Annotated in this window: 20 protein-coding genes; 4 read left to right on the forward strand and 16 right to left on the reverse strand. The window is 47.6% G+C overall.

Annotated elements, in window-relative coordinates; translation table 11 throughout:
* Window positions 1–527: 527 nt before the first annotated feature.
* The 10 genes from AC4BAP_RS15915 to AC4BAP_RS15960 all read right to left on the reverse strand — a co-directional run bounded on the left by AC4BAP_RS15915 (window position 528) and on the right by AC4BAP_RS15960 (window position 12,800).
* Window positions 528–1,808: a glycosyl hydrolase gene (locus tag AC4BAP_RS15915; protein WP_490583661.1), complete on the reverse strand. Its 1,281-nt coding sequence runs from the start codon at window positions 1,806–1,808 to the stop codon at window positions 528–530.
* Window positions 1,805–2,644 (reverse strand): glycosyltransferase family 2 protein, encoded by an 840-nt coding sequence (locus AC4BAP_RS15920; RefSeq protein ID WP_490583662.1) that lies wholly within the window; start codon window positions 2,642–2,644, stop codon window positions 1,805–1,807. The genes AC4BAP_RS15915 and AC4BAP_RS15920 overlap by 4 nt, the downstream gene beginning before the upstream one ends.
* Before the next feature lie 11 nt (window positions 2,645–2,655).
* The gene (locus tag AC4BAP_RS15925) at window positions 2,656–3,903 is read right to left on the reverse strand and encodes a glycosyltransferase family 4 protein (RefSeq protein ID WP_490583663.1); all 1,248 of its coding nucleotides are present in this window, start codon (window positions 3,901–3,903) and stop codon (window positions 2,656–2,658) included.
* Between the two features lie 12 nt (window positions 3,904–3,915).
* Window positions 3,916–4,854, reverse strand: coding sequence for a nucleotide-diphospho-sugar transferase (locus AC4BAP_RS15930; RefSeq protein WP_490583664.1), 939 nt, complete (start codon window positions 4,852–4,854; stop codon window positions 3,916–3,918).
* Window positions 4,855–4,912: 58 nt separating this feature from the next.
* On the reverse strand, window positions 4,913–6,214 hold the full coding sequence (locus AC4BAP_RS15935) for an O-antigen ligase family protein (protein WP_490583665.1): 1,302 nt from the start codon (window positions 6,212–6,214) through the stop codon (window positions 4,913–4,915).
* 11 nt (window positions 6,215–6,225) lie between these two features.
* On the reverse strand, window positions 6,226–7,431 hold the full coding sequence (locus AC4BAP_RS15940; protein ID WP_490583666.1) for a glycosyltransferase family 4 protein: 1,206 nt from the start codon (window positions 7,429–7,431) through the stop codon (window positions 6,226–6,228).
* Window positions 7,432–7,465: 34 nt separating this feature from the next.
* A complete protein-coding gene (locus tag AC4BAP_RS15945) occupies window positions 7,466–8,998 on the reverse strand; it encodes a lipopolysaccharide biosynthesis protein (RefSeq protein ID WP_490583667.1) in 1,533 nt (510 codons plus the stop codon).
* An 84-nt stretch (window positions 8,999–9,082) separates the two neighbouring features.
* Window positions 9,083–11,458 (reverse strand): exopolysaccharide transport family protein, encoded by a 2,376-nt coding sequence (locus AC4BAP_RS15950; protein ID WP_490583668.1) that lies wholly within the window; start codon window positions 11,456–11,458, stop codon window positions 9,083–9,085.
* Entirely contained in the window at window positions 11,455–12,225 is a 771-nt protein-coding gene (locus tag AC4BAP_RS15955; protein ID WP_490583669.1) for a polysaccharide biosynthesis/export family protein, read from the reverse strand. The genes AC4BAP_RS15950 and AC4BAP_RS15955 overlap by 4 nt, the downstream gene beginning before the upstream one ends.
* A 365-nt stretch (window positions 12,226–12,590) precedes the next feature.
* Window positions 12,591–12,800: a hypothetical protein gene (locus tag AC4BAP_RS15960; RefSeq protein WP_490583670.1), complete on the reverse strand. Its 210-nt coding sequence runs from the start codon at window positions 12,798–12,800 to the stop codon at window positions 12,591–12,593.
* Window positions 12,801–13,188: 388 nt separating this feature from the next.
* Between AC4BAP_RS15960 and AC4BAP_RS15965 the strand changes: the two genes are divergently transcribed.
* Window positions 13,189–13,794, forward strand: a complete 606-nt coding sequence (locus tag AC4BAP_RS15965; RefSeq protein WP_490583671.1) for a short chain dehydrogenase — start codon at window positions 13,189–13,191, stop codon at window positions 13,792–13,794.
* An 83-nt stretch (window positions 13,795–13,877) separates the two neighbouring features.
* Here AC4BAP_RS15965 and AC4BAP_RS15970 read toward each other — a convergent pair whose 3' ends face one another.
* The 5 genes from AC4BAP_RS15970 to AC4BAP_RS15990 are packed head-to-tail and all read right to left on the reverse strand — an operon-like array spanning window position 13,878 to window position 18,406.
* A complete protein-coding gene (locus AC4BAP_RS15970) occupies window positions 13,878–15,317 on the reverse strand; it encodes a glycosyltransferase family 2 protein (RefSeq protein WP_490583672.1) in 1,440 nt (479 codons plus the stop codon).
* Window positions 15,314–16,417: a HEAT repeat domain-containing protein gene (locus AC4BAP_RS15975; protein WP_490583673.1), complete on the reverse strand. Its 1,104-nt coding sequence runs from the start codon at window positions 16,415–16,417 to the stop codon at window positions 15,314–15,316. The genes AC4BAP_RS15970 and AC4BAP_RS15975 overlap by 4 nt, the downstream gene beginning before the upstream one ends.
* Entirely contained in the window at window positions 16,417–17,655 is a 1,239-nt protein-coding gene (locus AC4BAP_RS15980) for a YaiO family outer membrane beta-barrel protein (RefSeq protein WP_490583674.1), read from the reverse strand. The genes AC4BAP_RS15975 and AC4BAP_RS15980 overlap by 1 nt, the downstream gene beginning before the upstream one ends.
* Window positions 17,652–18,023: a response regulator transcription factor gene (locus tag AC4BAP_RS15985; protein ID WP_490583675.1), complete on the reverse strand. Its 372-nt coding sequence runs from the start codon at window positions 18,021–18,023 to the stop codon at window positions 17,652–17,654. The genes AC4BAP_RS15980 and AC4BAP_RS15985 overlap by 4 nt, the downstream gene beginning before the upstream one ends.
* A 47-nt stretch (window positions 18,024–18,070) precedes the next feature.
* The gene (locus tag AC4BAP_RS15990) at window positions 18,071–18,406 is read right to left on the reverse strand and encodes an Hpt domain-containing protein (RefSeq protein ID WP_490583676.1); all 336 of its coding nucleotides are present in this window, start codon (window positions 18,404–18,406) and stop codon (window positions 18,071–18,073) included.
* Window positions 18,407–18,653: 247 nt separating this feature from the next.
* Here AC4BAP_RS15990 and AC4BAP_RS15995 point away from each other — a divergent pair, with 247 nt between their 5' ends.
* From AC4BAP_RS15995 to AC4BAP_RS16005, 3 genes are all read left to right on the forward strand, one after another.
* Window positions 18,654–20,429, forward strand: a complete 1,776-nt coding sequence (locus tag AC4BAP_RS15995) for an aminopeptidase P family protein (protein ID WP_490583677.1) — start codon at window positions 18,654–18,656, stop codon at window positions 20,427–20,429.
* A 630-nt stretch (window positions 20,430–21,059) separates the two neighbouring features.
* Window positions 21,060–22,640 (forward strand): T9SS type A sorting domain-containing protein, encoded by a 1,581-nt coding sequence (locus tag AC4BAP_RS16000; RefSeq protein ID WP_490583678.1) that lies wholly within the window; start codon window positions 21,060–21,062, stop codon window positions 22,638–22,640.
* A gap of 184 nt (window positions 22,641–22,824) precedes the next feature.
* Window positions 22,825–23,736: an AEC family transporter gene (locus tag AC4BAP_RS16005; RefSeq protein ID WP_490583679.1), complete on the forward strand. Its 912-nt coding sequence runs from the start codon at window positions 22,825–22,827 to the stop codon at window positions 23,734–23,736.
* Between the two features lie 361 nt (window positions 23,737–24,097).
* Here AC4BAP_RS16005 and AC4BAP_RS16010 read toward each other — a convergent pair whose 3' ends face one another.
* Window positions 24,098–24,736, reverse strand: coding sequence for a hypothetical protein (locus AC4BAP_RS16010; protein ID WP_490583680.1), 639 nt, complete (start codon window positions 24,734–24,736; stop codon window positions 24,098–24,100).
* Window positions 24,737–25,140: the final 404 nt, after the last annotated feature.

Genomic DNA, 25,140 nt, shown 5'->3' on the forward strand with positions numbered 1-25,140 from the left:
TCTTCTTTGGCTAAAAGTTGAAATTTAATTTTACTAATAATTTGGTTTTGCTACTATTCTTAATTCAGTTGGCGCATCCTTAAGACATTGCTAAAACCCTTTCTACAATTGCTTTCCTTTTGGTTGTGTGGCTAAATGATTCATATATAAGTTGTTGCAAATATAAGAGGGAATTTTCGAGATTAACTAATTTTTTTGAGAAAATTATTAAAAAAATTATACGTAGTTGGTAAAGTTATACTTTTTGTTAGTGAAAAAAACGCTACTGTAGTTTGATTTGGAGGGTTTGTGCGCTACGGTTTATTGTTAAAAAGGTTGGTTTGCTTGGTAAAGTTATATTGTGGTGTTTGGCGTGGTTCTGTGTGAACGTATTGATTTTTTTAGTGAATGAAATAGTAAAAAGCACAGGATAAAGGAACTTTTTACTATAAATAATAATCGCAAAGTCTGGCTTAAATATAGGAGTATATTTATTTTTTAATTTAAGCGGCCTTGTAAATGCAATTTTAAGTAAGGTTTTGTGATTATTATTGATCTATCACTTTATCAGTAACTGTGTTTGTTGTGATCGGGCCTATTGTTATCCTGTTGTTTGTGAGCTTTTTAAGCCATAATTCGCGCTCTGCTTTTTCATGGTTCAGCGTGATGGTGCCCTCCAGGATCTCATTGCCATAGGTGGCAGCGGCCACAAAGGTGCTGTCCAGGATATCGTTACGCCAGGTGCCGGTTTGCCCCATAGTGCCTAAAACATTGTGGTGCATCTTGTTATTGAAAGTGGAGTTCATCTTATAATAGTCTTTGGCCCAAATCCCACCAGACCAGCACTTCAATTGCGTGCCATCCGGCATTTTGGCCGAGACTATGGCCCTGTTCCCATACATTTCAATGTTATTGCCGCCGGCAATGCCCAGGCAATAGTTCCCGAGGCCAACCAGTTGATTATCGTATACTTTAAGGTAAGCCGTTGCCACAGTAGAGTCTGTGCCGGGGGAGTCTGTAATAATGCCGCCGCCGGTATACTTTTCCGAGTCAGCGGGGAATGGGAAAGCACCCTGAATGTAATTGTTGTGGATGAGGATAGGGGAGGAGGCAGTGCCCCTGGAATTATAGATGTTGATATTGTCCTCAACAGCTGAGTTATTCGGCTCGTTGATCACCTCATTCCAGGCTATCTCGGCGTGCGGCACCTCGCCACGGTAATTAAACTGCACAAACTGCACAATTGCCAATCCATTATAGATCCTGCCATCAATGTTGCGCACTTTGTTGTACCTGATCCGGATGGTATTAGCCGGGCTGCCGTCGCCTTCGTAATTAACACCCAGGTAAATGCCGGCCGTGTTTTGCATGTAGCAGTTCTCAACCACCACGTTCCGGAAAACATCCACGGCAACAAATCGGCGCGGCTTTTTATAGTCTGAGTAGGGTGTAGGCGTTATCCCGTACCCTTCCGTATTCCTGACAGTGATGTTGGCGCCATACCCCTGAGACCTGATAAGCGGGCCTGCGCCTCTGATGATTGCGTTCTCTATGATCACCGGCTCTTTGGTGCGTATGTCCACGGCGGGTACATCACTATCCTTTGATTCCCACTTTCCAGTGTAGGTGCCGCCTTTCGTGATAATCAGCGGACCGTTAAAACCCTGCTCGGCAGCATGCGGGGACATCTGCATCGCTTTTAGTAAGGCAAGCCCCGATAAAAGCAGCATAAGTATAACGCCTGCCGAAATCCACAACGCATTGCTCTGCCTGCCTTTCGGGGCAGTAAAGTATAAACTGATACGGTATGGAAACAGGGCTTGCGTCATTTAAGCAGGTATCCGAATATTCGCCGTGCATAACCATTGGCGAGATAATATGGAATGTATGGGGTTGGGCAGTTCTTTAATGTAAACCTTGTGAAGTCGCGCAGGTTGCCGCCACCTTTTATATCGAACAGGTGGTTATAAAAGTTTTTGATGGACTTTGATTGCCGGTTCTTACGCTCGCCACTCTCTTCCGGGTAAGTATGAAGCTTTGCGTCGTAGTTGCAGTATAGCTCAAATCCATTGCGGAGGGCGGTGTGCGTAAAGTCATAGTCAGCTACATAATGCGGGAAATTATCCTGGTCCAGTAAACCGATCTTCTCGAAAACGGCCCTAGGTATCAGAAGGCCACGGCCAGGCAACTGCGATACTTTATGAATGCCTGTCTGTTTATCCTTGGGCAGTTCCTGGAGCAGGTAGCGCACTTTATTTACTTTAAAATCAATGATCTCCCCACCGAAAGCAGGTTCGCGGGTGGCGGCATCCATTTCCAGGGCTCCCAGTATGGCATCCGGCTTCTGAGCCATCCATTTATAGGTGTTCTCGATAAAGTCCGGGGCCGCCTCCAGGTCGTTGTTCAGCGTCATGACGTAAGACGCACCCTGCTGCAGGGCATACTTTATTCCCATGTTCACGCTGGCCGTCCAGAACAAGCCACCGTCGCCGAATAATACGTGTACTTCCGGAAACTCCTCCCGAAGCATATCGGCTGTGCCGTCTGTTGAGCCGTCATCCACAACAATTACCTTAAAGTCTGTATTGGTTTGTCTGCGAAGGGAAAGAAGGCATTCTTTTGTAAAATGCTTGCGGTTAAATACGGGTATTACTATATAAATCATTGTATTAAGGGCTAATTAATGACACTGAGTGCTTCAGTATCTGCTAAAGTATACTTGTTGTATAGTTCGTTTATTTGCTTCGTTTTCAGGGGCCAGGTCTGTGATCTGGCAAAGGCGTATCCGTTTCGGCCCATCTGTTCACGCAACTCAGGGTTTTGGTAAAGGCGTTCCACGGCATCAGCCAGTCTTGCAACCGTTTCCTGAGGTGTAGTTACGGAAACCTTAATGCCAGCGTTATCGGGCACGAGGTTTTTGCCGCCGTGCAGGTCAAGTGTAAGTATGGGCAGCCCGTACGCCATGGCTTCCAGAAACTGGGCTGCGGAAGAGTCGCGGAGGCTGCAGAACATGAACAGGTCACTTTCTGTATAGGCACGCTTTACTTCTTCCCAGGGTACCTGGCCTTTCCAGTTTACTTTATCCTGTAGTTTATACTTCTGAATAAGCTCCGGCACCATGTCGTGCATTTGGCCATCGCCAAGTATGGTAAGTTTGAAACGTACCTCCGGGTTAACTTTACCTAATGCCTCCAGCACCAATGGCAAGCCTTTTCGCGCAAAAAGGCGTCCAACCCAAAGTATCTTCAGTTCATCTGTGGGTTTTCTTTCGGGGTAAGCCGGTGGGTAAAAGCTTTCCGGCAGGCTGGTATCCAGAAACATTTTAGGGTGCAGCGCACCGTTGTCGCGTGCCATATTAAAGGTGTCCTCGTTGGTAGTTAGCACCAGCGAGGCGTGGCTTAGCGTTTTGCGTACGTCAGGGTTAAACGTTAGCAATAGCTTGCTTATCCAGGAGCGAAGCATCTCGGTTCTCCACCAGCCAAAAAAATACTTTTTAAAGGCCTTAGGCGCTTCCTGTCCGCCACCGGCCGGGCCAAATATCAGCGGCTTGTTCAGGCGCCACAAGGCAGTGCCAAGTTGCAGACTGCCTACTGTAACATGGTGCATCAGGTCAAAATTTACGTCCTTATCCAGAGCAAGCGCTTTTTTATATGCCTGCTGCTGCCAGTATAAGTAATGCGGATAAAAACCCAAATGGTATTCGAAAAGTTTGTCTATCAGTTTAGGCACTTCTACAAACACGATGTGCAGGTTAGGCATGTTAAGCGCGGCCACTTCTTTCTCTATACTTGCCCGGCCCTCCACGGTAGTCAGGCACCATACGTCATGGCCGAGTTTGGCCATACTTAGGGTCCAGTTCCAGCCATTGCCCAGTTCGGTGCCCCGGTTCGGCTCACAGGCGTATGCAGATATTAGTAATTTCATGGTAAGGGTGTGTTAGAGGCTAAAGTTGAACAAGGCCTTTAGCTTAGCGCTTACTTTGTCGCGCATCATATAGTTGAAATTGCGCTTGTCAGACTCGATATCCCGGATCACGAAAGCCGGGTGGCGCAGCGGCAACTCTATTTCCTGTTCGTATACTTTGGCCTTTTTATCGTGAAGGTTAAACGTGTGCGTGGCGTCTTCTCCAAACCCGATGTTGCGCACCAGGTTTACTTCCGGAACAATGCAGAGGCCCGAGTTGCTGTACACGGTAAACTCCCACTGGTAGTCCCAGACATCACCTTTCTTCAGGTTATCAAATGTTTGGTCCAGTTTGCTGAGCCTATACTTCTCTTCAAACTTATTAAGGAAAATGCCATTGAGATAGCCTTTCTGCTTCAGTTCGGGGTACCTGGTTATGTTGAAATCGTACAGTTGCCAGGCACGGCGCCAGGTAGCCCATCCCCAACTGTTCACCTTGTCGGAGAAGTAATAAGAGTAGTCGTTGTCGCGGCGCCAGCCATTCAGGTAGTTGTTCCCGCTCACATGCATGATCCGGGTGTCGTGCTTATACTTTTCCAGGACCTCCTGGCAATACCAGAAAAAGCTTTTGGAAGGCACACAGTCATCTTCAAGTATAATTCCTGTTTCCTCATGCTCAAAAAGCCAGGTAATGGACCGCGACGGGGCAACGCCACACCCTAGGTTCTGTTCCTGGAAAAGCGTCTTTACCTCACAGTCCCAGTCAACCTGCTCTACAATGCGGCGGGTTTCGGCGCAGCGAGCGGCATCGGTGGGCACGTGTGGGCGCGGACCATCGGCGGCAACGTAAAGCTTTCTGGGTTTTACCTGCCTGATGCGGTCAAATACTTGTTGTGTGGTATTGGCTCTGTTAAATATGATCAGCAACACCGGGGTGTGCAATGGTTCGTTAGGAGTAGTAGAATTACTCATACATCAATAAGGGTTATATAGGATTGTACTACTATTTGCCGGATGGGGTTTTGCCAAACTAAAGCTGAGCCTGAAGTTTGGGGCTACCCGTGCGTTTTGCTTTCATACGCATGCCAGAGGCACGCACAAAAGTGGTGTACTTAACTCTTTCTTCCTCTATGGCGGCAATGGCCCAGCCCAGTACCCCGTAAAAGAACACTGGCAGTACATACGAGATACCGAAAATAAAGCCGCTGCTGATAAAGGCAACAAGTATGATCTGGTTGATTGTGAGCACTCTGGAAGCAAAAGCCTTTACAATGGGGTACACACTGATCAGCAGGTAAAGTGCCATGCCGATCAAGCCGGTGTAAAATAAAACCTCCACATAAAAACTATGGAAGTGGTGTCCGTTTCCGTCCTCAAAAACAGGGGCATCGATGTCATCGCGGTAAAACTGAATAGGCAACTCAAAGCCCTCGAAGCGCATTCCAAATATCAGATTTTCCTGTATGAACGGCAGGTAAGAAAGCCACTGCTGGTATCGCCAGCCGCCGGTACCCTGGCTCTCAAAGTTCTGGATATCAGAGAAGCTTTCCTGCACCTTTTCAATAATCTCGGGGTGAATGGAAAGTATAAACCCACTGGCAATTACCGAAAGCACGCCTACCAGCGTACCGATTGGCAAAAGTTTTGACAAAAAGTTAATGGGTTTGTCCGTCTTGAACTGAATCAGGATATAGTATACTGCCAGCACGAATGCTGTTGAGATCCAGACGGTACGGTGCTGGAAAAAGAATATGGCAAAGAACACGAAAAACGACCAGAACAGGCTGGAGAACTTACTGTTGTAAAAGTAGTTGCTGAGGAAGAATAAAAATGGTACTACCAGCATGTACACGGAGTTGGAGTATACCCCACGCTCATGGTTGGTGAATGCAGATATACTTAAGGTGTGCGGATTGATCAGTAATACGTTTAACCAGAACCCAAAAAGTATAAACCATACAACATGCCTGGTTTTCAGGTAGTAGTTGCCTTTATAATAAGTATAGATAAAAAAGGTGAAGGTAAAGATCAGTACCTTTACAAACACGTGCGGGTACACCATAAAGCTGTTGTACACATACTTGGATTCAAATACAAGCGCTGCGATGTAGAGCAGAAGCATGAAAAAGGCAAACCGCATGTATTTTGACATACGGTTAAAAAACAGCATGCAGTATACCAACGATACACCAGCCATACCTTTTAACAGCATGTTCTGGAGCAACGCCTGGCCATTCGGGTCATTGGGAACCAGGAGTTCTATGAACATCTGGTCCATTAACATGATCAGGGCCATGGGTATGATAAACAGGAAAGTATAATTTACCTTCATATTCGCGTTAGTTAGGCACGCATGGTGCTTTTTACAACTTCCACATTCTCTACCTTACTTTCTGGTAGCAGCGGCTTCCCCAGTATCCTGGCATAATATTCCAGGTGCTGTTTGAGGATGACCTCTTCCGAGTAATTGCTTTTGGCGAAAATATAGGCCTGTTGCACTAGGGACCTGGTAAACTCCTCATCCTCTAACAGCCGGAACACGTTTTCTGCCATGGCCTCAGGAGAATTGATGTTGCAGAGCAAGCCGGCCTTGCCTTTATCGAGCAAGGTTGGTACATAACCGCTTTTGCTGCCGCCGATCACCGGTGTTCGGGCAATCATGGCTTCCAGCAACACCATGCCAAAAGACTCTTCCCGGGCAGGGTGCAGCAACACTTTTGCGTGGCTTATCTCATGCAAAACAACATCATATGGCTGCACACCCAAAAACTTTACACCGGCCTCTATACCATTTGCCCGTGCATATTGCTGCGCCGGGCCATCTGGCTCCATGCCAGCCCCGATCAAGTGGTACTCCAGTTCAGGGTGTTTCTTTCTGATCAAGGCAAAGGCATGCAGGGCGGTGCTGATATTTTTCCGGTTCGAGAATCCCATACCCACTGATACCATATAATGCTGCTTCTGCAACGGCACGCTCAAGCGTTCCTCCAGTTCGGTTGGGTAGAAGTTGTTTATGATTCTGGTCTTGCGCTGCGTGCCCCTGTCGAGCAGGTTATAAGTATAACTGGAGTTTGCGATCAGGTACTTGCTTTTAGAAACCACGATATAATTGATCGCCCAGCGCACCAGCCTGAAAATATCCCGGTGCTGCAGCAATATCTGCAAGGCCACATCGTGCAGGCTGACAACATATGGTATACCGCTGCGCAAAGAGGCCCATCCATACTCATACGACCAGAAGGCACTTATAAAGTCACACGGATGCTCCTGCATCTGCTTTGTGATCGCGTTGACCTCATACTGAAAAAAGCGACGGCCAGCCTGAGGCTTCTGTGGCGCAACGCATACTTTCAGATGCTTGCCAGTAAATACGAGGGGCTCTTTTATGAAAGGCGAATTGGTATAAGCCACCACATTAAAGCCTCGTTGTAACAGGGCATTTATAAAATGTGTAGGAAGGGGAAATGCATTCGTTTCCGGAAAGTTTTGGTCTTTTAACTCCCAATCCAACAGCGTCAAATCAATCGGTCCGCAAACTCCTATAGTCATAATTTTATATCAGTCTTTTATGGAAAGCTGTTTGCTATGGCTGAGCTTCCTTTAAAATGTGAAGTTTATACTTTTGAATCAGTCGGCTGCTCGTGCTGGTGCCTTCGCCGTTGAATCCTAATTTTGCCAACAGCATCTGCAGTTCTGTCCGCAGTAAGCGGTGCGGGAAAAGCAGGGTGAGCACCAGCAGTAAGATGCCTCCTGTGGCGATCTGGGCAGCAAACGTTACCATTACGGGTGCCTCGGCATTACGGAGCAGTGTGCTAACCAGGTATATGCCTGCGGCCACCAACACTCCGTTTGTTAACCCCGGAAGGTAGATGGACAGTTGCTGCCTGTATGGTAACTTGAGCACCTTGTGCATTACACGCTGGTACATTACCATACGCACAAGCTCCCCGATCAGCATGGCAAAGGCAAACCCTACCAACCCGAATTCCCGGAGCTGATAGAACAAAGCGCCGATGATGCATATGAACACTATGTTCAGGATGATCTTAGCATTAAGTACGGCCAACGCATCGCAAACGATACCGGCAAACATGGTTATAAAGCTAAGGGCAACGGCCACGCACAAAACCTGCAGCACAGGCACGGAACCGCCCCACTGTTCGCCCAAAAGTATACGCACCAGCTCAGGGGCAGCCGCCGACATGCCCAGGCAAACAGGCAGCACGATAGCGGCCAGCAACGTTATACTTGAAAGGTACATGTTGCCAAGCCGTTTTATATCGTTCTGGATTTTACTGAAGCTGGGGAAAATTACCTTGGTGAACGTGCGCGTGAGCATGTACATAGGCAGGTTAACCAGCATATACGCACGGTTGTATAAACCCAGTTTATGAGACCCCAGCACCCTGCCTATTAGTATGGTGCCGAACTCCTGGCTCAGAAACTCCAAGAAACTAATAAAGGACATACGGCTACCGTAACTGAACAAAGGTTTATAGGGAGCCCAGTGTGGCTGCAGTACTACGTTATGCCTTGCCAGTGCATAGGCCCCAATTCCCATCAGCACGGCCTGTGTAAGCGTGGCATAGATCAAGCTCCATACCCCAAACCCAAGGTATGCCAGCACGATACCCACACCCAAATAAGACACTACATAAGATAGGGTTTCGATTACACTAAGGGCCTTGAAGCGCATGTCGCGCTCGAGCAGGGCAAGCGCTGTGGCTGATGTGCCGTTTATAAAAAATGCCAGCGCCATTACCTGCACAATGGGCGTTACTTCGGGGTTATTAAAAAAGTTTGCCGCTACAGGTGCCAGCAGCCAGGTAATGCCAGTAAACAACAGGCCCAGAAGCAGCGATGCTGTAAAAGCTGCCCTGATGTGCTGCGGCTCCAGCTGCTCTTTTTGTATCACAGCCTTGGTAAGGCCCATGTTGGCGAAGTAGGCACCAAAGCGAAGTATAACGCTGGAGATGGCAACTAGACCAAAAGCCTCCGGGGTAAGCAGGCGGGCCATAGCCGAAGTATAGCCGATCTGCATCACAGCGTTTGCCACAGTAGATGCAGACCCCCACTTTAGTCCGCTGACGGCCTTAGAGGCTATATTTTTACTCATATTGTTTGTAATAGCACAGCAGGAGGCATGCAGCCAGGTTTGCTGCACCTGCCGTCCCGACTGTTAAGAATGCTTTTTTATTGATCAGACGTAGTAATAGCTGGCTTTGCGCTTGTAGCCATACTCGTAGGTTTTGTCAAAGTTCAGATCGTTGATCACAATGTGTATGTTCCTGATCTTTTTGGCGGCGTACAGCTCATTTACCTGGTTTAGCAAATCCTTGTTGGTATACTTGTGCTTCACCACATAAATGTTTGTATCCATGTGCTTCATAAGTATAAAGTACTCTGATACATAACCAATAGGAGGAGTGTCGATCACGATGTAATCATACTTGGACCTGAGTTGCGCCACCAGTTTTTGCATGCGCGGCGTCTCCAAAAGATGCAGGGCATTTTCCGGGATAGGGCCGCACGGGATAATATCCAGGTTCTCGTTGCTGGTTTTCTGGATAACGTCCTCCAATGGCACATCCTGGTTCAGGTAAGTTGACAGGCCAATCTCATCGTTTACCTTAAAGTACTTGCCGAAAGTAGGCTTACGCATATCAGACTCAATCAGGATGGTGCGTTTGCCTGCTGTTGCGAACTCGCAGCTTAGGTTTACAGAACAAAAGGTTTTTCCCTCGCCGGAGATAGAAGAAGTAACCCCGACAACTTTGAAGTCAGTGTCAGCCATCAGGTACTGCAGGTTAATGCGTATGGACCTGAACGACTCTGCTATGGCAGATTTAGGGTTGTTCTGCACAGCCAGCTTATCAGATTTCGAACCATGCGCAATTACGCCCAGAAACGGAATGTTGGTAATGGCACTGATGTCGTTTTTGCCCTGAATGGTATTGTCCACGTTTTCCAGGAGCACGATAAAGCCTGCAGGTATGGCCAAGCCAAGCAAAAGTGCAAGCAGGTAGATCATGTTAGGCTTCACGTTTACAGGCCCCGCACCCCAGAAAGACGCACGGTCCACTACCTTTTTGTCGGTGGTGTTGGTTGCCAGCGAGATGGCTGCCTCGGCTCTTTTCTCCTGAAGGAAATCATACTTCTTGTCTATGAAATCGGCCTGACCTTTTAAGTCAGCTAACCTGCGTTCGTGTTCAGGCTGCCTTGCCAGCGTGTTTTCCAGGGTGGCAATTCTCCTCTCTGTTTCCCGGATAGAAATATTGGCAGAATTGATCAGGTTTTTAAGGTTGGCTACGATGGCGCTGCGTATACTTGCAATTTTCCCGTCCACCTCTTTCAGCATGGGGTTTATCTGCGTGGCACTGGCCTTGTAACCGGCTTTCTGCTTGTTAAGCTCCGAAAGTTCCAGGAACAGGTTTGCCAGAATCGGGTTCGATACACCAGCCACTGCCGGAGAAACTGCCTCGGTAAACCCTTTGTTGTTCTCTATTTCGTCCAGGATAGCCTGGTAGTACTGCTTGTCTGTGTTCAGCTTTGCTTTTTCAATCTCCAACTGAGACAAACGCTCATAAGTACTGTTTGCCTGCGCATCAATATTAGAGATCCTGTTAGCTGACCGGAAAGACGATAGTGCCTGCTTGCTTTGTCTGAGCGAATCCGTTAACGAAGCGATCTGGTTGTCGATGAACTCCAGCGTTTTGCGGCCGTTTGTATTTTTCTCTTCCAGGTCACGGGCAACGTACACATCCATCAGGGTGTTCAGGAAAAGCATTTCCTTATCAGGGATGGTGCCTTCGGTGCTCAGGCGCAAAACCCGCGAGTCGCGCTCGATTGGGGCAATGTAAAGCGATGCCAGGCGCTGACCAACCTGGCTGTCCAGGCTGTTTAGTATAAAGTAATGTTTCTTGGCTGGTTTGGCAGCGCTCTGGGCTTTGGTACGGTTCAGGGTAATGTGTATATTTTTGTCGACATATGGCTCCCCGAACTTCAGCACCTTGGTAAAGTTAATGTAAGGCACGTATCCCAGCACCTTGTGGCGTCCGAAGTGGTAACGTGGCACGTTTTCTCCTTCTATAGTGAGTTCGTACTCTTTGTCATTCAATATCTTCACTTCAAAAGGAACATCTACCAGTTGCGGGGCAGTAGTATCTAATTCTACGGTGTAAGGCGTATTTTCAAATTGTTCTTCTTTTATCAGGTCGAAACCTGTATTCAGCCAATGGTCCGGCACCATGTAGTAGGAAGTAGAGAAATCAAGTCTCTGCAGCGCAGATTTTACCATGTCAGCTGACGTGAGCAAGCCTATCTCGTCTTCCACTTTAATACCCTTGTCCTGGACATGCAGCAACTCAAGCAGTTCCTGCGCTTTTTTAGATCCTGTCTGCTGGTCGCCGAGCAGCAGGGTAGAGTGGAAGGCGTAGATCCGTTCAGAGCTTTTTACATACACGTAGGCTGCGGCAAGCGCAATCAATGTAAATGCCACAAACAAATACCATCTTGATCTGAACTTAAATAGCCAGCTTCGTAGGTCTATTTCATGCTCTTTATTTGGTTTTCTCATTGTATGTTCACGAAATTTAAAATTAAACCAACCGTAGAGAGTACGCCCAGCACAGTGCTTACCACAATCAGGTTGTCTCGTTTGATCTGTGTTTTACGCGGCTCCACATAAATCACATCATTCGGTTTAAGGAAGTAGTACTGAGATTGTACGAGGTTCGGGTCTTTGAGGTCGAGTAATACCACCTCAGTACCGCCGGGTTTTTGTCTGATCAGTTTCAGGTTTTCCCTGTTAGCCCCCTGTGTCAGGTCGCCGGCCATGCTCAGTGCCTCCAAAAGGTTTGCTTGTTCATTATACACAAAGTAGTACCCAGGGTTACGAACCTCTCCCAATACACTGAATTTAAAGCTTATAAGCTTTACCACCACCGTGGCATCGTTCACGTATCTGTCCAGGCTTCGCTGTATCAGATCGCTTGCCTGGTCCAATGACATGCCCGCTACTTTTATCTCACCGATTAAGGGTAACTTGATATTACCATCCTTGTCAATAGAGTAGCCGCTCAGAAACAAGCTGCTGGGGCTGGTAAGGCCAAAAGCGTTATTAGGATCTATGATGTTGAACTGGTTCGTAAGCTCCGGCTGCACACTCAGCACCTTTATAGAAAGTACGTCGTTTGGCTGCAGCTGATACTCTTTGTACGGGGTTGTGAAGTTTGTTGGTGTGTTCGTCTTGAGTCTTTCGTTTTGCATGTAAACCAACTCTTTCTTCGTTATGCAGGATGTTGCCAAGAAGATAAGCAGGAAATAGCAAAGAATCTTTTTCATGATTGCATATTAAGGGTGTTGTTAGCCATACACGGCTGGCTGAACAAAGCAGGCGTACAGGTATGCGCCTCTCTGTTCAGGTGCATAAATTAATTCAGCCATATATACTATTGTTGGCTAAAAAAGATGCTGAATTTGTAAAATATTCTGATGAATTAATATTAACTGTCTGTTTTTGAAAGGGTAATGTGGCTTTTGTTGGCTCGTGGAATTGAACCAGGAGAGGGGGCTAATTACTGATTATAAAAAAGAGGGGGCAGGAATATCTGGGGAAAGTATAAAATAAAGAAGCCGCTTCTTTGGCAGTTTTGTTCTACCAGCGAAGCGGCTCTTAACCTTTGGCTTTAATATCTTAAATGGCCTGATTATTCAATCCATTTCGTTCTTCTGCTTTTTGCGACAGGTTTACGGTTTGTGCGGGATACAACATCACCAGGGTAACGGACCAGCTGTTGAGCATACCCATCCAGATGCTCCAGAATGCCGCCTTTTAACTTCCAACCCATTGGTATAAAACCTGCTACTTTTGTTGCCAGTACTTCAAGATCAGGGGCAACGATGATATTGTATTCCATAATGATAACCTTTAAACTACAGATACAATCTACAAATTAATTTTTAATTAGCAATCGCCGCGCTACGAAAAATTTAACACAGGGGTTACATTCGTTGAAAAATTTATAGACAACTATAAAAAGTCATACTTAACATGCAAGGTAATCTCTTTTTAATTAGATTAGTGCTACTAGGGTGTTGGTTTTTGCATATTATACTTCTTAAGTATGCCAAATGCCTGCAATTCTCTACTGCCAAGGGTATTTGATCAGGTTAAACAAAGTGAATAATTGCACTATTGGATGCTTTCCGGTTTTGCTTTGCTACCTGTTGTGCTATGCCAGAGCCTAAACCTTATTTAAAATACCGGGTAGGAAGTATAAGTGCATATAATAAAGCTAACATACTATGAAGATACTACTGGTAGGAGCAACCGGCACAATTGGCAAACGAATAACCTGGCGCCTGCAGGAAAAGCATGAACTGGTAACAGCAGGCTCTAAAAGCGGGGACGTACAGTTTGACATGACCAACGTGCGTTCTATAGAGGAGCTTTTCGAAAAAGTTGGTAAGGTAGATGCAATTGTGGCCGCAGCTGGCAGCGCACCCATGGGCCCACTAACCGACCTGACCGAGGAGCATTTTTATCAGGGGTTCAGGAGCAAGATGATGGGGCAGATTAACCTGGCGCTGATCGGGCAAAAGTACCTGAACCCTGGCGGAAGTATTACCCTGACCACAGGTATACTTGCCGAGGACCCGATAGCCATGGGGGCTGTGCTGAGTACTGTGAACGGCGCCGTGAATGGTTTTGTGATTGGGGCAGCAGGGGAGTTGCTCCGGCAGGGTATCCGGATAAACGCAGTAAGCCCCGGCATAGTGGAAGACTCCATGGAGGCAATCGGGGATTATTTTCCGGGGCACAATGCCGTGCCTATGGAGCGGGTGGTAAACGCTTATGTTAAAAGTATAGAAGGTATGGGCACGGGGCAGATCATCAAGGTTTATAAGTAAGCGGCAAATGCGCTTATACTTCAAAGGGCTTGCTTTATATATAAGTATAGAGCAAGCCCCTTGAAGCAATTGAGTGCATAGAATCAGGTTTTCTTTTGCGCAAAGCCGGCCCGTGTCATCTCGCCCCAGCTTTTTTTGCCCGTTATCAGGTCGTAGTTGCCTTTAACGGCTGACCACACCGTTACCGGATGATACAGTATGGGCTCTAAAAGGGCTGTTACAACAAGCTTCAGCATGTGTTTGGGGCGTTTATATTGCTGGTAAGAACGCTCTTCAAACAAAATGGCGAACACAGACACCATAATGGCAAAAGTATAGACCAGGCCCAGAAAAGAGAAGAAGTATAGCCAATTGGCATAGCCAAGTATAACCAGTATAAAAAAGAACAGCAGCCCGAAGAACTCGATCAAAGGGGCCATCCACTCAAACAACACCCACATGGGCAGGCTAACCAGGCCAAGTATACCATAGCGCCTGTTCAGGATCATTTTGCGGTGCATCATGAGCGTTTCGGCTGTGCCACGGGTCCAGCGATTGCGTTGTTTTTTCAGGATGTCCCATGTCTGAGGTGCTTCGGTCCAGCAGAGCGGGTCGGGGATGAAGGCCACTTTGCAGGGTACTTTTTCATCGTAGAGCATGCGGCGCATTCGTACCAACAACTCCATGTCTTCGCCCACGGTGTTGTGGTTGTAGCCTCCGGCCTTTATTACGGTGGCTTTATCAAACATGCCAAACGCACCGGATATCAGCAGCAGGCCGTTCACGTGTGCCCAGGCCATACGGCCCATCAGAAAAGCCCTGAAATACTCCAGCACCTGCACCCTCGGAATAAAATTGTCCGGAACGTCTACTTTGATCAGCCTGCCGTCTTCCACCACACAAGAGTTGGCAATCCGGATAACTCCACCGGTGGCAATCACTTTCTCTTTTTCCTCCATAAAGGGCTTCACCAGTTTCAGCAAAGAATCCGATTCCAGTACACAGTCAACGTCGATGCAGGCGATGAGCTTGTTCGAGGATACATTGATGCCCACATTCAGGGCATCGGCCTTACCGCCGTTTTCCTTATCTACTACCACCAGTTTGTGGTAAGCAGGGTTTTTGGCTTTATAGATGCCCCGCACAGGTTTTGTCTTGATGCGGTCATCGGGTAAGAGGTCTATCTTTTCAAGTTCATAGGCTTCGATCAGTAGGGCCAGGGTATTGTCTTTGCTGCCGTCGTTTACAATGATCACTTCGTAATTGTTGTAATGCAGCGCCAGCAGTGAGCGTACGTTGTCCACGATCGTCATAGACTCGTTGTAGGCCGGGGCAATCAGCGACACTGAAGGAGAAAACTGGGAGGCAAGTATGGTGCGGTAATCCACGAAGCTGTTCCGCTTTTTATACTTTACCATGGCCCTGCCCGACATGACTGCTAAAATAACATAGCTCAGGCTGATGGCGAGGGCATACACCAATATGAGATAGTTGAAAAATATAGCTGTGTAGCTGATATACTGGCCCATTATTTCAGTTATCATACCCTATAGCTTAAAGCTGTTGCCGCTAATTGCTGCAACGCGTGTTCCGGATCATTTTTGATGGCCATAATTCTGTTGCGGCCTTCCTGCCCGCTCTGGCACATAGCCCTGGCGGCTGCCAGTTGCAGGCGCCTGTTTTCCATGTCCAGCACTTTCTCAAAAAACGGCAAGCTGTGATGATCGCCGATTGCTGGCAAGGCTTTGAGAATCTCTAACTGTATATCTGTGCTCTCGTTTGTGAACATACTTATCAGTGCCGGCACCGCATCGAAGTGTTCCAGTTGCCGCAGCGTGGAAACGGCTTCCTCACGCACCCTGTCTGATGGGTGCAGCAGCAATTTAACAATAGCTTTAGAAGCACTGTGCTGACCATAAAACGCGATCATCCGAAGGCAGAACACCACTATACTTTCCTCGTTGCTGTGCAGCCAGCGCTCAAAATTTGGTATACTTAGAAACTGAGACTTGTAGGCGGCCCTTGCCAGTTGCAGCTGTTGCCAGTCAAGCAGCGGTTCTTTCAGGTCATCCAGAAAAGAAAACGGTGCATCCGATTTTAGTTTGAGCAATGCCACCTGCGCCTCTGACCGTAGGGTGGGGTTTGGGTGGTTGATGAATGTGCGGATAAGCTCACTTTTTTTATGGATGCCCATGTCGGCCAGCTCACTGATGCCTTTGGCCACCACATGCCAGGAGCCGGAAAAGAGCTTCTGTTTGCAGTACTTCTGCAGGCCCAGTTGCTGGTACAGCCCCCGAAGTTTATCCGACGACTCCCCGATAAGGTTCTTGTGAAGCGAAACAATATTCTCCAGTACGATCTGCCGCTTCCCTGCACTGGTTATGTATTGCTTTGCAAAGGCGTCTATACTTTCATCATCTGTCAGGTCTTCAAAAATGTAGGCAGTCAGGAAGCTTTGAATTTCCTGCTCTGCTTTTTTTCGCCTTGCATACCGGAAACCATCGCGCAGCCTGCTAAGAAGTATGAACACAAACAAGCTCAGGGTAACCCCCACAAACCCAGCCGACAAGTATAAGTTAAACCTTATCAACTTGTCATTGGTAGCCACGAACTTTCCTAGTATGTCCATAACAGAAATGCTCATCACTTAAACCTGTATTGTAAAGATACTCCCGTGGTTAGGCGGTTGCGGAAGGTGTTTTCAGCAAATTCCTCGTACTCATACTGCACCAGCGCGTTCCAGTAAAAACTGCTGCCCAACCTGAAATTGCCTTCCAGCCCGATCCGGCTTGCATCAAGTCTGCTGATCTCCTGTAAACCAATAATAGTGGAAGGAGTACTGCCTTTGGCCAGGGTGAGAGTTACATGCGTTTCAGGGTTTTTCAGGTATCTCCTGATTAGCAGTATACCTGTTGTTTGCAGCTCTCCGTTGCTTTGCTGAACAAATGGCCTGAAGGATACCCAGTACTTTTGGAAGTATTTTCCTATGTGCCCTGTATACAGCCATACTGTTTGCCCTGTGTATACCAACGCTCTGCCACCAGCCGAAACCTCCGTGCTGCCCGGCAATTTGCGGTACACCTCAAGCCCGGCACGGTAATCCGGGAACAACTTGCTATTGGAAAGGCCGGCGTTTACATACAAATATGTTGTCTCATTCAGTTTTGGCCAGTAGTCTGCCTCAAACTGCATGGCATTCTGCTCAAAGCGGTTTGCATAGTTTAGCCGACCTGCTATACTTCCGGATTTCATTTGCCGGCTGTATTCCAGAGATGTCTGGTGCCAGCTATCGAAGTCCTTATCAAAACTGATGAGCTGATACTCGGTCCGGATGCGGTTTACAAGAGCTTGATTATCCAGTAATTTCTTTAGAGTGGGGTAAATCGCCTCCTGTGCAGGTATGGTTTCGAGCAGATTGTAGGCATCCTTATACTTTTGCAGTTCTGCCAGGGCTCTTATTTTATACTCTTTCAGTTCCAGGGATTCCGGCGCAATGGCTAAGCCACGGCTGGTATAATCGAGCACGGTTTCCGGGTTCTGACCTGACCAGAGGTACACTTTAGCCAAAGCCAGGTATACTTCCGCGTTGTGTGGAGCAGTGGTCAGCAAAGGTCTGAGCACCAACTGGGCCGAGTCATACTTTTGCTCCCAGGCATAGGTGTTCCCGATAAGTATGGCCGCGTCGGCATAAGCGGGGGCAGCATGCAGCACCTGTTGTGCAAGGTTGCGGCTTAGGTTATACTTGCCAGCCTTTGCAGCCGCCTGCGCCTGTTGCAACAATGCATCCGGGATTATACTTTGCTGCGCGTTAGCAGAAAATCCTGCCAGAAGTAAAAGGGAGAATGCCCAAAGCTTAAAAGCGGGGGCCATCAGGCGCTTCATCCGAGGTATGGCTGACGAACTAAAAGCCTTTTTACACGCAAAGACAACTCACCGGGGCTGAAGGGTTTGGCAATAAAGTCATCGGCGCCCAGTTTAAAGGCATCCATCACCGTGCTCTCCTCATCTGCCCCAGACAACACAATTACCGGAACGTTCTGGTGGTTTGCCTTTATATGCGATAAAAGCTCCATTCCCATTACAAAGGGCAGCATCAGGTCGGTTATCACCAGGTTAAATCTCTCCGACCTTATCAGGTCCAAGGCCTCTTTCCCGGTTCTGGCGATCCAGACCTCATAACTTTCTTTTTTTAACCTGAATTCCAGGGCGCGCAGGATCATTTCATCATCCTCAACAATCAGGATCTTCATGTGTATAGCTTTATATCATGCAACAGGCTGTTTGCACACAATAGATATTATTGCAGCATTGGTTCCAGCTCTTTCTTAACTTCTGTAAATTCTTTTTCCAGTATATTAAAAGCCTCCCAAAATACCATACAATCGTCCCCTGCAGCCAGCTGAGATTCCATTTGCTTTAGCTTAGAAACCATGCGTTCGGCCCCGATCATGGCCACCGACGACTTAAGCTTGTGTACAGTTTGTCTTACCGCCTCCACGTTCTCATCTGCCAATGCCTGCTGCAGTTTCAGGAGTTCGTGCGGGGCCTGTTTTAAGAACAGCCGTATCATCTCCGCAACAAAATTTTTATCGCCGCCAGACATGCGGTGTAAATAGCTGAGGTTACAAGGCATAGATCAAAAATAAATAAAGCTGAAGCGTGAATTATACTTTCAAGTCTGCTTGGTGAGGTGTAGGCGTGGTTGGGTTGGTGCAATTAAACTGGGTTATACTTACAAATGTCGTAAAAACCTCGCATTAGAGCCAAACCGATTATACTATTTTGCTAAATTTTGTTGAGCCCTGGGCTAATCTTGATACGTATAAGGCTTTCTTCCCTTTTTTAATTAATTTGCCCTGAACAGATAAAACTATTCATACATGACCTACAAAGAAAGATTAGCCGCCATCCGTAGCCAAATGAAAGGCGAGGGCGTGAGTGCCTACATCATTCCATCAGCAGATCCGCACATAAGTGAGTATGTTCCTGATAGATATAAATGCATTGCCTTTGCATCGGGCTTTACAGGCTCGGCCGGCACGCTGGTAATAACCCAGGATACCGCACACCTCTGGACGGATGCCCGCTACTTTGTACAGGCAAACGAGCAACTGGAGGGCACCGGGTTTGAGCTGGCAAAACTGAAAGTGCAGAACGCCCCGGAGTATATTGGCTGGTTAGGAGAACGTTTGCCGGCAGGAGCCACTGTGGCGTATGATGCCAAACTGATCTCGGTTAGCCTGGCCCAACTGCTCGAAGCTGAACTTTCGCCGCTTGGCATTAACATAAACAGCGACCGCGATTACCTGGACCCGATCTGGCAAGACCGCCCGGACCTTCCTAATGAAGCTGCCTTCCTGATAGGGGAGGAAGTTGTAGGTGAATCGCTGGAGAGCAAACTGGAAAGGCTGAGAGCCGCTCTTAAAAAGAAAAGGGCCGATTACCACCTGATCTCTTCGCTGGACGACCTGGCGTGGCTGTTCAATGTGCGTGGCGCTGATGTAAAGTGCAACCCGGTTGTGCTTTGCTTCGCTCTTATCAGTCAGGATAAGGCCATGCTGTTTATCGATGCCGCCAAGTTATCAGAAAAGGACCAGCAGAAACTACAGGCAGCAGGCGTAGAACTGGAAACCTATGACATGATAGAACGTGCTGTTTCAGCCATACCTGCCGACAGCATCTTGATTGACCCTCGCCGTAATTGTTACGCCCTTTACAAACTGTTGCCAAAAGAAGTGCGTGTGGTACAGGATACAAACCCTACAACTTTCTTTAAGGCACAAAAAAATGAGGTAGAGGCGGAGCACACCCGCCAGACCATGATCAAAGACGGTGTGGCGCTTACCCGTTTCTTTAAATGGCTGGAAGAGAATATTGGCAAGACCAGGATCACAGAGCTGACAGTAGTGGATAAGGTGCGTGAGTTCCGTGCCGAGCAGGAGGGATTTGTAGGCGAAAGCTTTGACACGATCTCTGGTTATAAAGCGCACGGTGCTTTGCCACACTACAGGGTAACGGAAGAAAGCGACGTGGAATTGCAGCCAGACGGATTGTTCCTGGTAGATTCCGGCGGACAGTATACTTCCGGCACCACCGATATTACCCGTGTGGTATCGCTGGGTAACCTTACCGAAGAGGAAAGTATAGATTATACCCTGGTGCTGAAAGGCATGATAGACGGTTCAACGGCACGCTACCCGAAAGGTACGAAAGGCTACCAGATCGATGCCATTACCCGCAAGCCGCTCTGGGACCATGCCCTCAATTATGGCCACGGAACAGGGCACGGCGTAGGTTTCTTCCTGAACGTGCACGAAGGCCCGCATGTGCTTAACCCGACACCAACCGATGTGCCACTGGAACTGGGCATGATCTCCTCTGTAGAGCCAGGCATTTACCGCGAAGGCAAGCACGGCATCCGTATCGAGAACCTGGTGCTGACCGTGAAGGATGAATCAAACGAATTTGCCGAGTTCTACACCTTTGAGCACCTGACAATGGCCCTGATCGATACAACGCCGGTTAAGAAAGAGCTGTTAGAGGCACACCAGATACAGTGGCTGAACGAGTACCACCAGCAGGTTGTAGAGAAACTCGGTCCGCACCTACGCGAAGACGAGTTGGCCTGGTTAAAGGAAAAGGCAAAGCCAATTTAATTTTTTATTTTAAGATTTTTTGGAGCGGCTATACTTTCTGAAGTATAGCCGCTTTTGTTTTGGCTGTTTTGGAGCATTATTGCAGTAGGGGTCTAACCAGCCCTCATCTCCAATGGCGTCATTTTAAGCGAAACGCTCTTTCGGACTTCTTTGTCCGAAAGCTAAACTGCCATGGGACATCCTTGTCCCCGTATTATGTAACGCGGACAAGCCTGTCCGCAGCAGATTTACAAAATCCTTAAGTTGACAGCAATGCCCCTGGCCCCTCTTGTCAAAAGCGGGTAATCTAGCACTACTTTAGTAAAAGTATAGCCTTTTTAGCTCCAGCTTAACCTCCCTTCCCACAAGATCCTTAACAGGATGACAAGTAAGAAGACAGCAGCTATTAATGTGGAAATTGAAAAAGTAGGAAAGAGCTCCCTCTCCTGTTTTGGGGGTAGGGGCCCTCGACAAAAGGAGAGGGCTGGGGTGAGGTAAACTTTCCCATCTTTAAGTAAAATGGCCAAGTGCGCTTAGTTACATTATCACCAGCTGACTCATCCATTTCTGTTTACTTTCTAATTTGTAATCCACAGCGCAACTTTTCTTTAAAAATCGACTAAAAGGAACTCAGGAATAACCATTTTTACTATGCCCTTGAGATCCTTACTTAAACTAGCTGCTGCCATACTTCTGTTTCCCTTTGCAGCGCAAGCACAGAGCACGCCCCGACCAGCTTCCGTTACAGTTAAAATAGACGTACCGCAAAACATGCGAACAGGTGTGTTTGCCGTGGACAGGTTTGCCACCATACCCCCGGACTTTAAACTGGAAGTATACGCGCGGGTAAGCGGTGCGCGTTTTATGGCTGTTGCTCCAAACGGCGACTTGTTCGTGTCAATGCCCTGGGACGGTAAGATCAAGGTAATCCGGCAACTGCCCGGTGGTGGCATAGAGGATTTTGATTATGCCGACGGCTTACAGCGCCCACACGATATAGTATTTCACCAGATTGGCAGCACGCAGTACGTGTACATCGCCGAAAAGAACCAGATCATCCGCTATACTTATACCAACGGCGACAGGCGCGGGCAAAACAAACAGGTTGTGGTGGCGAACCTTCCGGACGACAGCATGCCGGAGTTGCAAGGCCGGTATGGCCACGTGCTCAAGAACATAGCCCTGGACAACAACCATAAACTGTATGTTTCTATAGCATCTACCTGCAACGCCTGTCCGGAAGATACCCAGAGTAATCCCAAGCGCGGTGCCATTTACCAATACAACGCCGATGGCACCGGAGGCAGGTTATTTGCCGAGGGAATCCGTAATGCGGAGGGACTGGCTTTTGTGCCCGGCACTGATAACCTGTGGGTTACTCTAAACCAACGCGACAATATTGCTTACCCTTTTAATGATGCCACGGGCAATTATGGCAGGGTTATGCAGAGTTATGTAGACAACAACCCACCGGAAGGCATTACGCTGGTGCGCGACGGTGGCAACTATGGCTGGCCATACTGTAACCCTGACCAGCGGCAGGGGATGGATAACATGCCATTTGTAAATGATGTGCAGCTAAACCCGAATGGTGCTATCAACTGTAATACCATGGACCGCATCAGCAAAGGGATTAATGCACACTCCGCACCGCTTGGTATACTTTTTACACAGAACACACAAATGCCACAGGCCTACCGCAATGGGGTGCTGGTGGCATTGCATGGCTCCTGGAACAGATCCAAGGCTACTGGCTATAAAATTGTATACTTTCCGTGGCAAAATGGCTTACCAGCCCAGCAACTGGACCTGGTAGGAGGTTTCCTGAACTCAGACTCGACGGAAGCCTACAGCCGTCCGGTAGATATTGCCATCGGTGCAGAAGGAGGTCTTTTTATTTCGGATGATGCTGCACACGCCATTTACAAACTGACCTATACTGGCAGTGTAACATCAGCAGAACGCGAAGCACTGGATAAAGCAGTGGAAGTATACCCGGTGCCTGCCTCTAAATCACTTAACATCAGTGTAAGTAACTTAAAAGCACGTGAAGTACAGTTTATACTTACCAATGCACAGTCCGCGAATGTGCTGGATGTGACAAAGCAGATAAAGGCCGGGGCCGCAAACAAACTACAACTGGATACAAGTAAACTGGCGGCAGGTGTATACTTTCTGAGTATCAGTTCCGGTGATACGCGCGTGGTTCGGAGAATCGTTATCAGCAACTAAGTATAGATTGGGTATTCATGATGTCGGTTGGACTAATATGTTAAATAGGGCGCATGTTTATACTTAGGCCCGGGATGAGCTTCTTGATAAAATGTGCTGATCTGCCAGTCTGAATTCGGGAATCATTAATTAACCCATACCTTTGCGGCAACCACGAAAGGCTGTTGTGTAGCGGCCACTATTCATGAGCAGTTTTATACTTTTATTCGGGTGCCTTATACTTGGTGTGCTGTTGCAGCGGGTAAGCAGTTTCCCGATGAGCACGCCGCTGGTTCTAAATCAGTTTATCATTTATATCTCATTGCCGGCACTGGCACTGTATTTTATACCGGAGGTTAAATTAGATTCCCATGTGCTGTTGCCGGTGGGAGTGGCCTGGATCTGCTTTGCCGGCTCGGCGCTTTTCTTCTGGACTTTAGGCAAAGTTTTTGGCTGGTCCCGCAAATTAATTGGCTGCCTTATACTAACAGCAGGGCTAGGTAATACGTCATTTATTGGCTTTCCGGTTATTGAGGCGCTTTATGGCCCAGAAGGTCTTAAAACCGCCATCCTGATCGATCAGCCGGGGTCCTTTTTTATACTTTCCACGGTTGGGATCGCGGTTGCTGCGGCATTTTCGAGGGGTACTGCGGATGCCAGGGCCATCGCAAAAAAGATCATGACCTTTCCGCCATTCTTTTCGTTTGTGCTGGCAATCGTGTTAAACCTGCTTAACCTGCATTTCTCCGAAGATGTAAAAGAGGCTTTCCAACGGCTTGGTAGCACGGTTACGCCGCTGGCACTGGTATCGGTGGGTTTGCAGTTGCGCATAGAACGGCAGAGCAAGCATTGGCGTTTCCTGTTTTTAGGCCTTACCTACCAGCTTATACTTGCGCCCTTGCTAATTTATACTTTATACTATGGCCTGATGGGTTTAAGAGGACAGGTGATACAGATAACCATTGTGGAGGCAGCCATGGCTCCTATGATCACGGCCTGTATCGTAGCGGCGACTTACGGTTTAAAGCCAAAACTGGCTAACATGATGATAGGCTTTGGAATCCCTCTTTCTTTTATAACCCTGACTTTCTGGTACTGGTTGGTACAAGGAATTTAAATTCGTTATTCGTTGGTCGTTATTGGTTGTTGGATTTTGGGTGCCAAAATTAAACTCTGAGCCTGTTTCGTGTTTATTAAAATTCATATTGCCTGCCCTTGCTGCGTGTTCTCACCAGCAAGTATAATAGCCAGTGCCTTAAATTGTTGGTGAAAAACACCAACAATGGCGGGTTTGATTTCTTTTAGCCAAAACCCTAAACAGCTTCTCTATTGTTCAGGGTGAAATGAATGTTTCACAATTTCATTTAGGGCACGTTAATCCTAATAATATTTGTAGAAGCCTCAGAAACGAACAACCGTCAACGAATAACGAGTAACGAATATTCCAACAACCAATAACTAACAACTAATAGCCAAAACTACTCCTCCGGCTCTTCATAGGTGTCCATTTTGATCTTCTCGATCATCAGGTAGTTTTTGAACTGGTGAATCATGCGGTCCATTTCCTTTTCCTTAGTTGCCAATGCCTCTACTTCTTCGTCGGAGGTTTGCAGCACGGGGCGCAGTTTATAAAGGCTGTCCTGAAGTTGCGGAATGGCAGCCTCAGTATGTTGCCTTAGTTCTTCGTTTGGTTGGGTAAGCAGGCTTTGCTCCAGTTCCTGAATGTATAGTTCCAGAAACTCGGCCATGTGCCAGGGGTTGTTGGGCTTGTTCCAGGTAAACGTGGTGTTGCAGCGGCGGCAACGGTAGGTATTGCATTTCCAGCCATGCTCGTTTGTGGCTACGCCATTTTTCTTCAGCATATCGGCTTTGCCACATTTAGGGCAGTGTGCATTGTCTTCAATAACCTTTTCCAGGCGGTCACGCTTGTCCAGAATGGCCGCACGGTTTTCGGCGTGCTTGTAAAGCTGGGTTTCCAGGTTCTGGCAGGCGGCGGTAAGCTGTTCGTGTTCATGGCTCAACTCTCCCGTCTGCATTAGTAATGTAGCGCGCTTGCTAAAAAAGCGAATCAATTTAATTAACTCCCTTTCGTTTGCCTTTAGTGCTATATTGTTCATGTGTTTGTGCTTTGTACAAATATAAGAAATTAAAGCGGAAGGGAGTAGGAGGGCTTGTGTTTGTATCCGGTTATACTTTTTATGCAGCCTTTGAATATACCATAAGTTCTACCATAAATAAGTTTGGGGGCATCAACTTTTGCTGGAAGTTTATTTGCAGCACCGGGTCCAACCACCCTGCCCATTCTGGGGATTAAGGGGCCCCCTTTAAAGCCAAGGACGGGAGTTTTTGCTATTACTTTAGCCGCTTTATAGAATAATAGTCTTGGCCACGCATCGGACAGGTCGCGACCTGTCCCTACGAAGGTGGAAACACAACCCTGCACCCCTCTCTTTAAAAGAGGGCCCCTACCCCCAGAGGGGAATTTCTGCCATTACCTATTTAAATTTCCTCTCCATTTTCA

This window comes from Pontibacter sp. GD7, assembly GCF_058216375.1.

What these genes read in the sequence shown, in the direction of transcription:
- AC4BAP_RS15970 (WP_490583672.1), bottom strand. Translation starts at nt 15,317, where the DNA reads ATGATAACTGAAATAATGGGCCAGTATATCAGCTACACAGCTATATTT.
- AC4BAP_RS15990 (WP_490583676.1), bottom strand. Translation starts at nt 18,406, where the DNA reads ATGCCTTGTAACCTCAGCTATTTACACCGCATGTCTGGCGGCGATAAA.
- AC4BAP_RS15935 (WP_490583665.1), bottom strand. Translation starts at nt 6,214, where the DNA reads ATGAAGGTAAATTATACTTTCCTGTTTATCATACCCATGGCCCTGATC.
- AC4BAP_RS16010 (WP_490583680.1), bottom strand. Translation starts at nt 24,736, where the DNA reads ATGAACAATATAGCACTAAAGGCAAACGAAAGGGAGTTAATTAAATTG.
- AC4BAP_RS16005 (WP_490583679.1), top strand. Translation starts at nt 22,825, where the DNA reads ATGAGCAGTTTTATACTTTTATTCGGGTGCCTTATACTTGGTGTGCTG.
- AC4BAP_RS15965 (WP_490583671.1), top strand. Translation starts at nt 13,189, where the DNA reads ATGAAGATACTACTGGTAGGAGCAACCGGCACAATTGGCAAACGAATA.
- AC4BAP_RS16000 (WP_490583678.1), top strand. Translation starts at nt 21,060, where the DNA reads ATGCCCTTGAGATCCTTACTTAAACTAGCTGCTGCCATACTTCTGTTT.
- AC4BAP_RS15955 (WP_490583669.1), bottom strand. Translation starts at nt 12,225, where the DNA reads ATGAAAAAGATTCTTTGCTATTTCCTGCTTATCTTCTTGGCAACATCC.
- AC4BAP_RS15995 (WP_490583677.1), top strand. Translation starts at nt 18,654, where the DNA reads ATGACCTACAAAGAAAGATTAGCCGCCATCCGTAGCCAAATGAAAGGC.
- AC4BAP_RS15915 (WP_490583661.1), bottom strand. Translation starts at nt 1,808, where the DNA reads ATGACGCAAGCCCTGTTTCCATACCGTATCAGTTTATACTTTACTGCC.
- AC4BAP_RS15985 (WP_490583675.1), bottom strand. Translation starts at nt 18,023, where the DNA reads ATGAAGATCCTGATTGTTGAGGATGATGAAATGATCCTGCGCGCCCTG.
- AC4BAP_RS15940 (WP_490583666.1), bottom strand. Translation starts at nt 7,431, where the DNA reads ATGACTATAGGAGTTTGCGGACCGATTGATTTGACGCTGTTGGATTGG.
- AC4BAP_RS15930 (WP_490583664.1), bottom strand. Translation starts at nt 4,854, where the DNA reads ATGAGTAATTCTACTACTCCTAACGAACCATTGCACACCCCGGTGTTG.
- AC4BAP_RS15980 (WP_490583674.1), bottom strand. Translation starts at nt 17,655, where the DNA reads ATGAAGCGCCTGATGGCCCCCGCTTTTAAGCTTTGGGCATTCTCCCTT.
- AC4BAP_RS15960 (WP_490583670.1), bottom strand. Translation starts at nt 12,800, where the DNA reads ATGGAATACAATATCATCGTTGCCCCTGATCTTGAAGTACTGGCAACA.
- AC4BAP_RS15950 (WP_490583668.1), bottom strand. Translation starts at nt 11,458, where the DNA reads ATGAGAAAACCAAATAAAGAGCATGAAATAGACCTACGAAGCTGGCTA.
- AC4BAP_RS15975 (WP_490583673.1), bottom strand. Translation starts at nt 16,417, where the DNA reads ATGAGCATTTCTGTTATGGACATACTAGGAAAGTTCGTGGCTACCAAT.
- AC4BAP_RS15945 (WP_490583667.1), bottom strand. Translation starts at nt 8,998, where the DNA reads ATGAGTAAAAATATAGCCTCTAAGGCCGTCAGCGGACTAAAGTGGGGG.
- AC4BAP_RS15925 (WP_490583663.1), bottom strand. Translation starts at nt 3,903, where the DNA reads ATGAAATTACTAATATCTGCATACGCCTGTGAGCCGAACCGGGGCACC.
- AC4BAP_RS15920 (WP_490583662.1), bottom strand. Translation starts at nt 2,644, where the DNA reads ATGATTTATATAGTAATACCCGTATTTAACCGCAAGCATTTTACAAAA.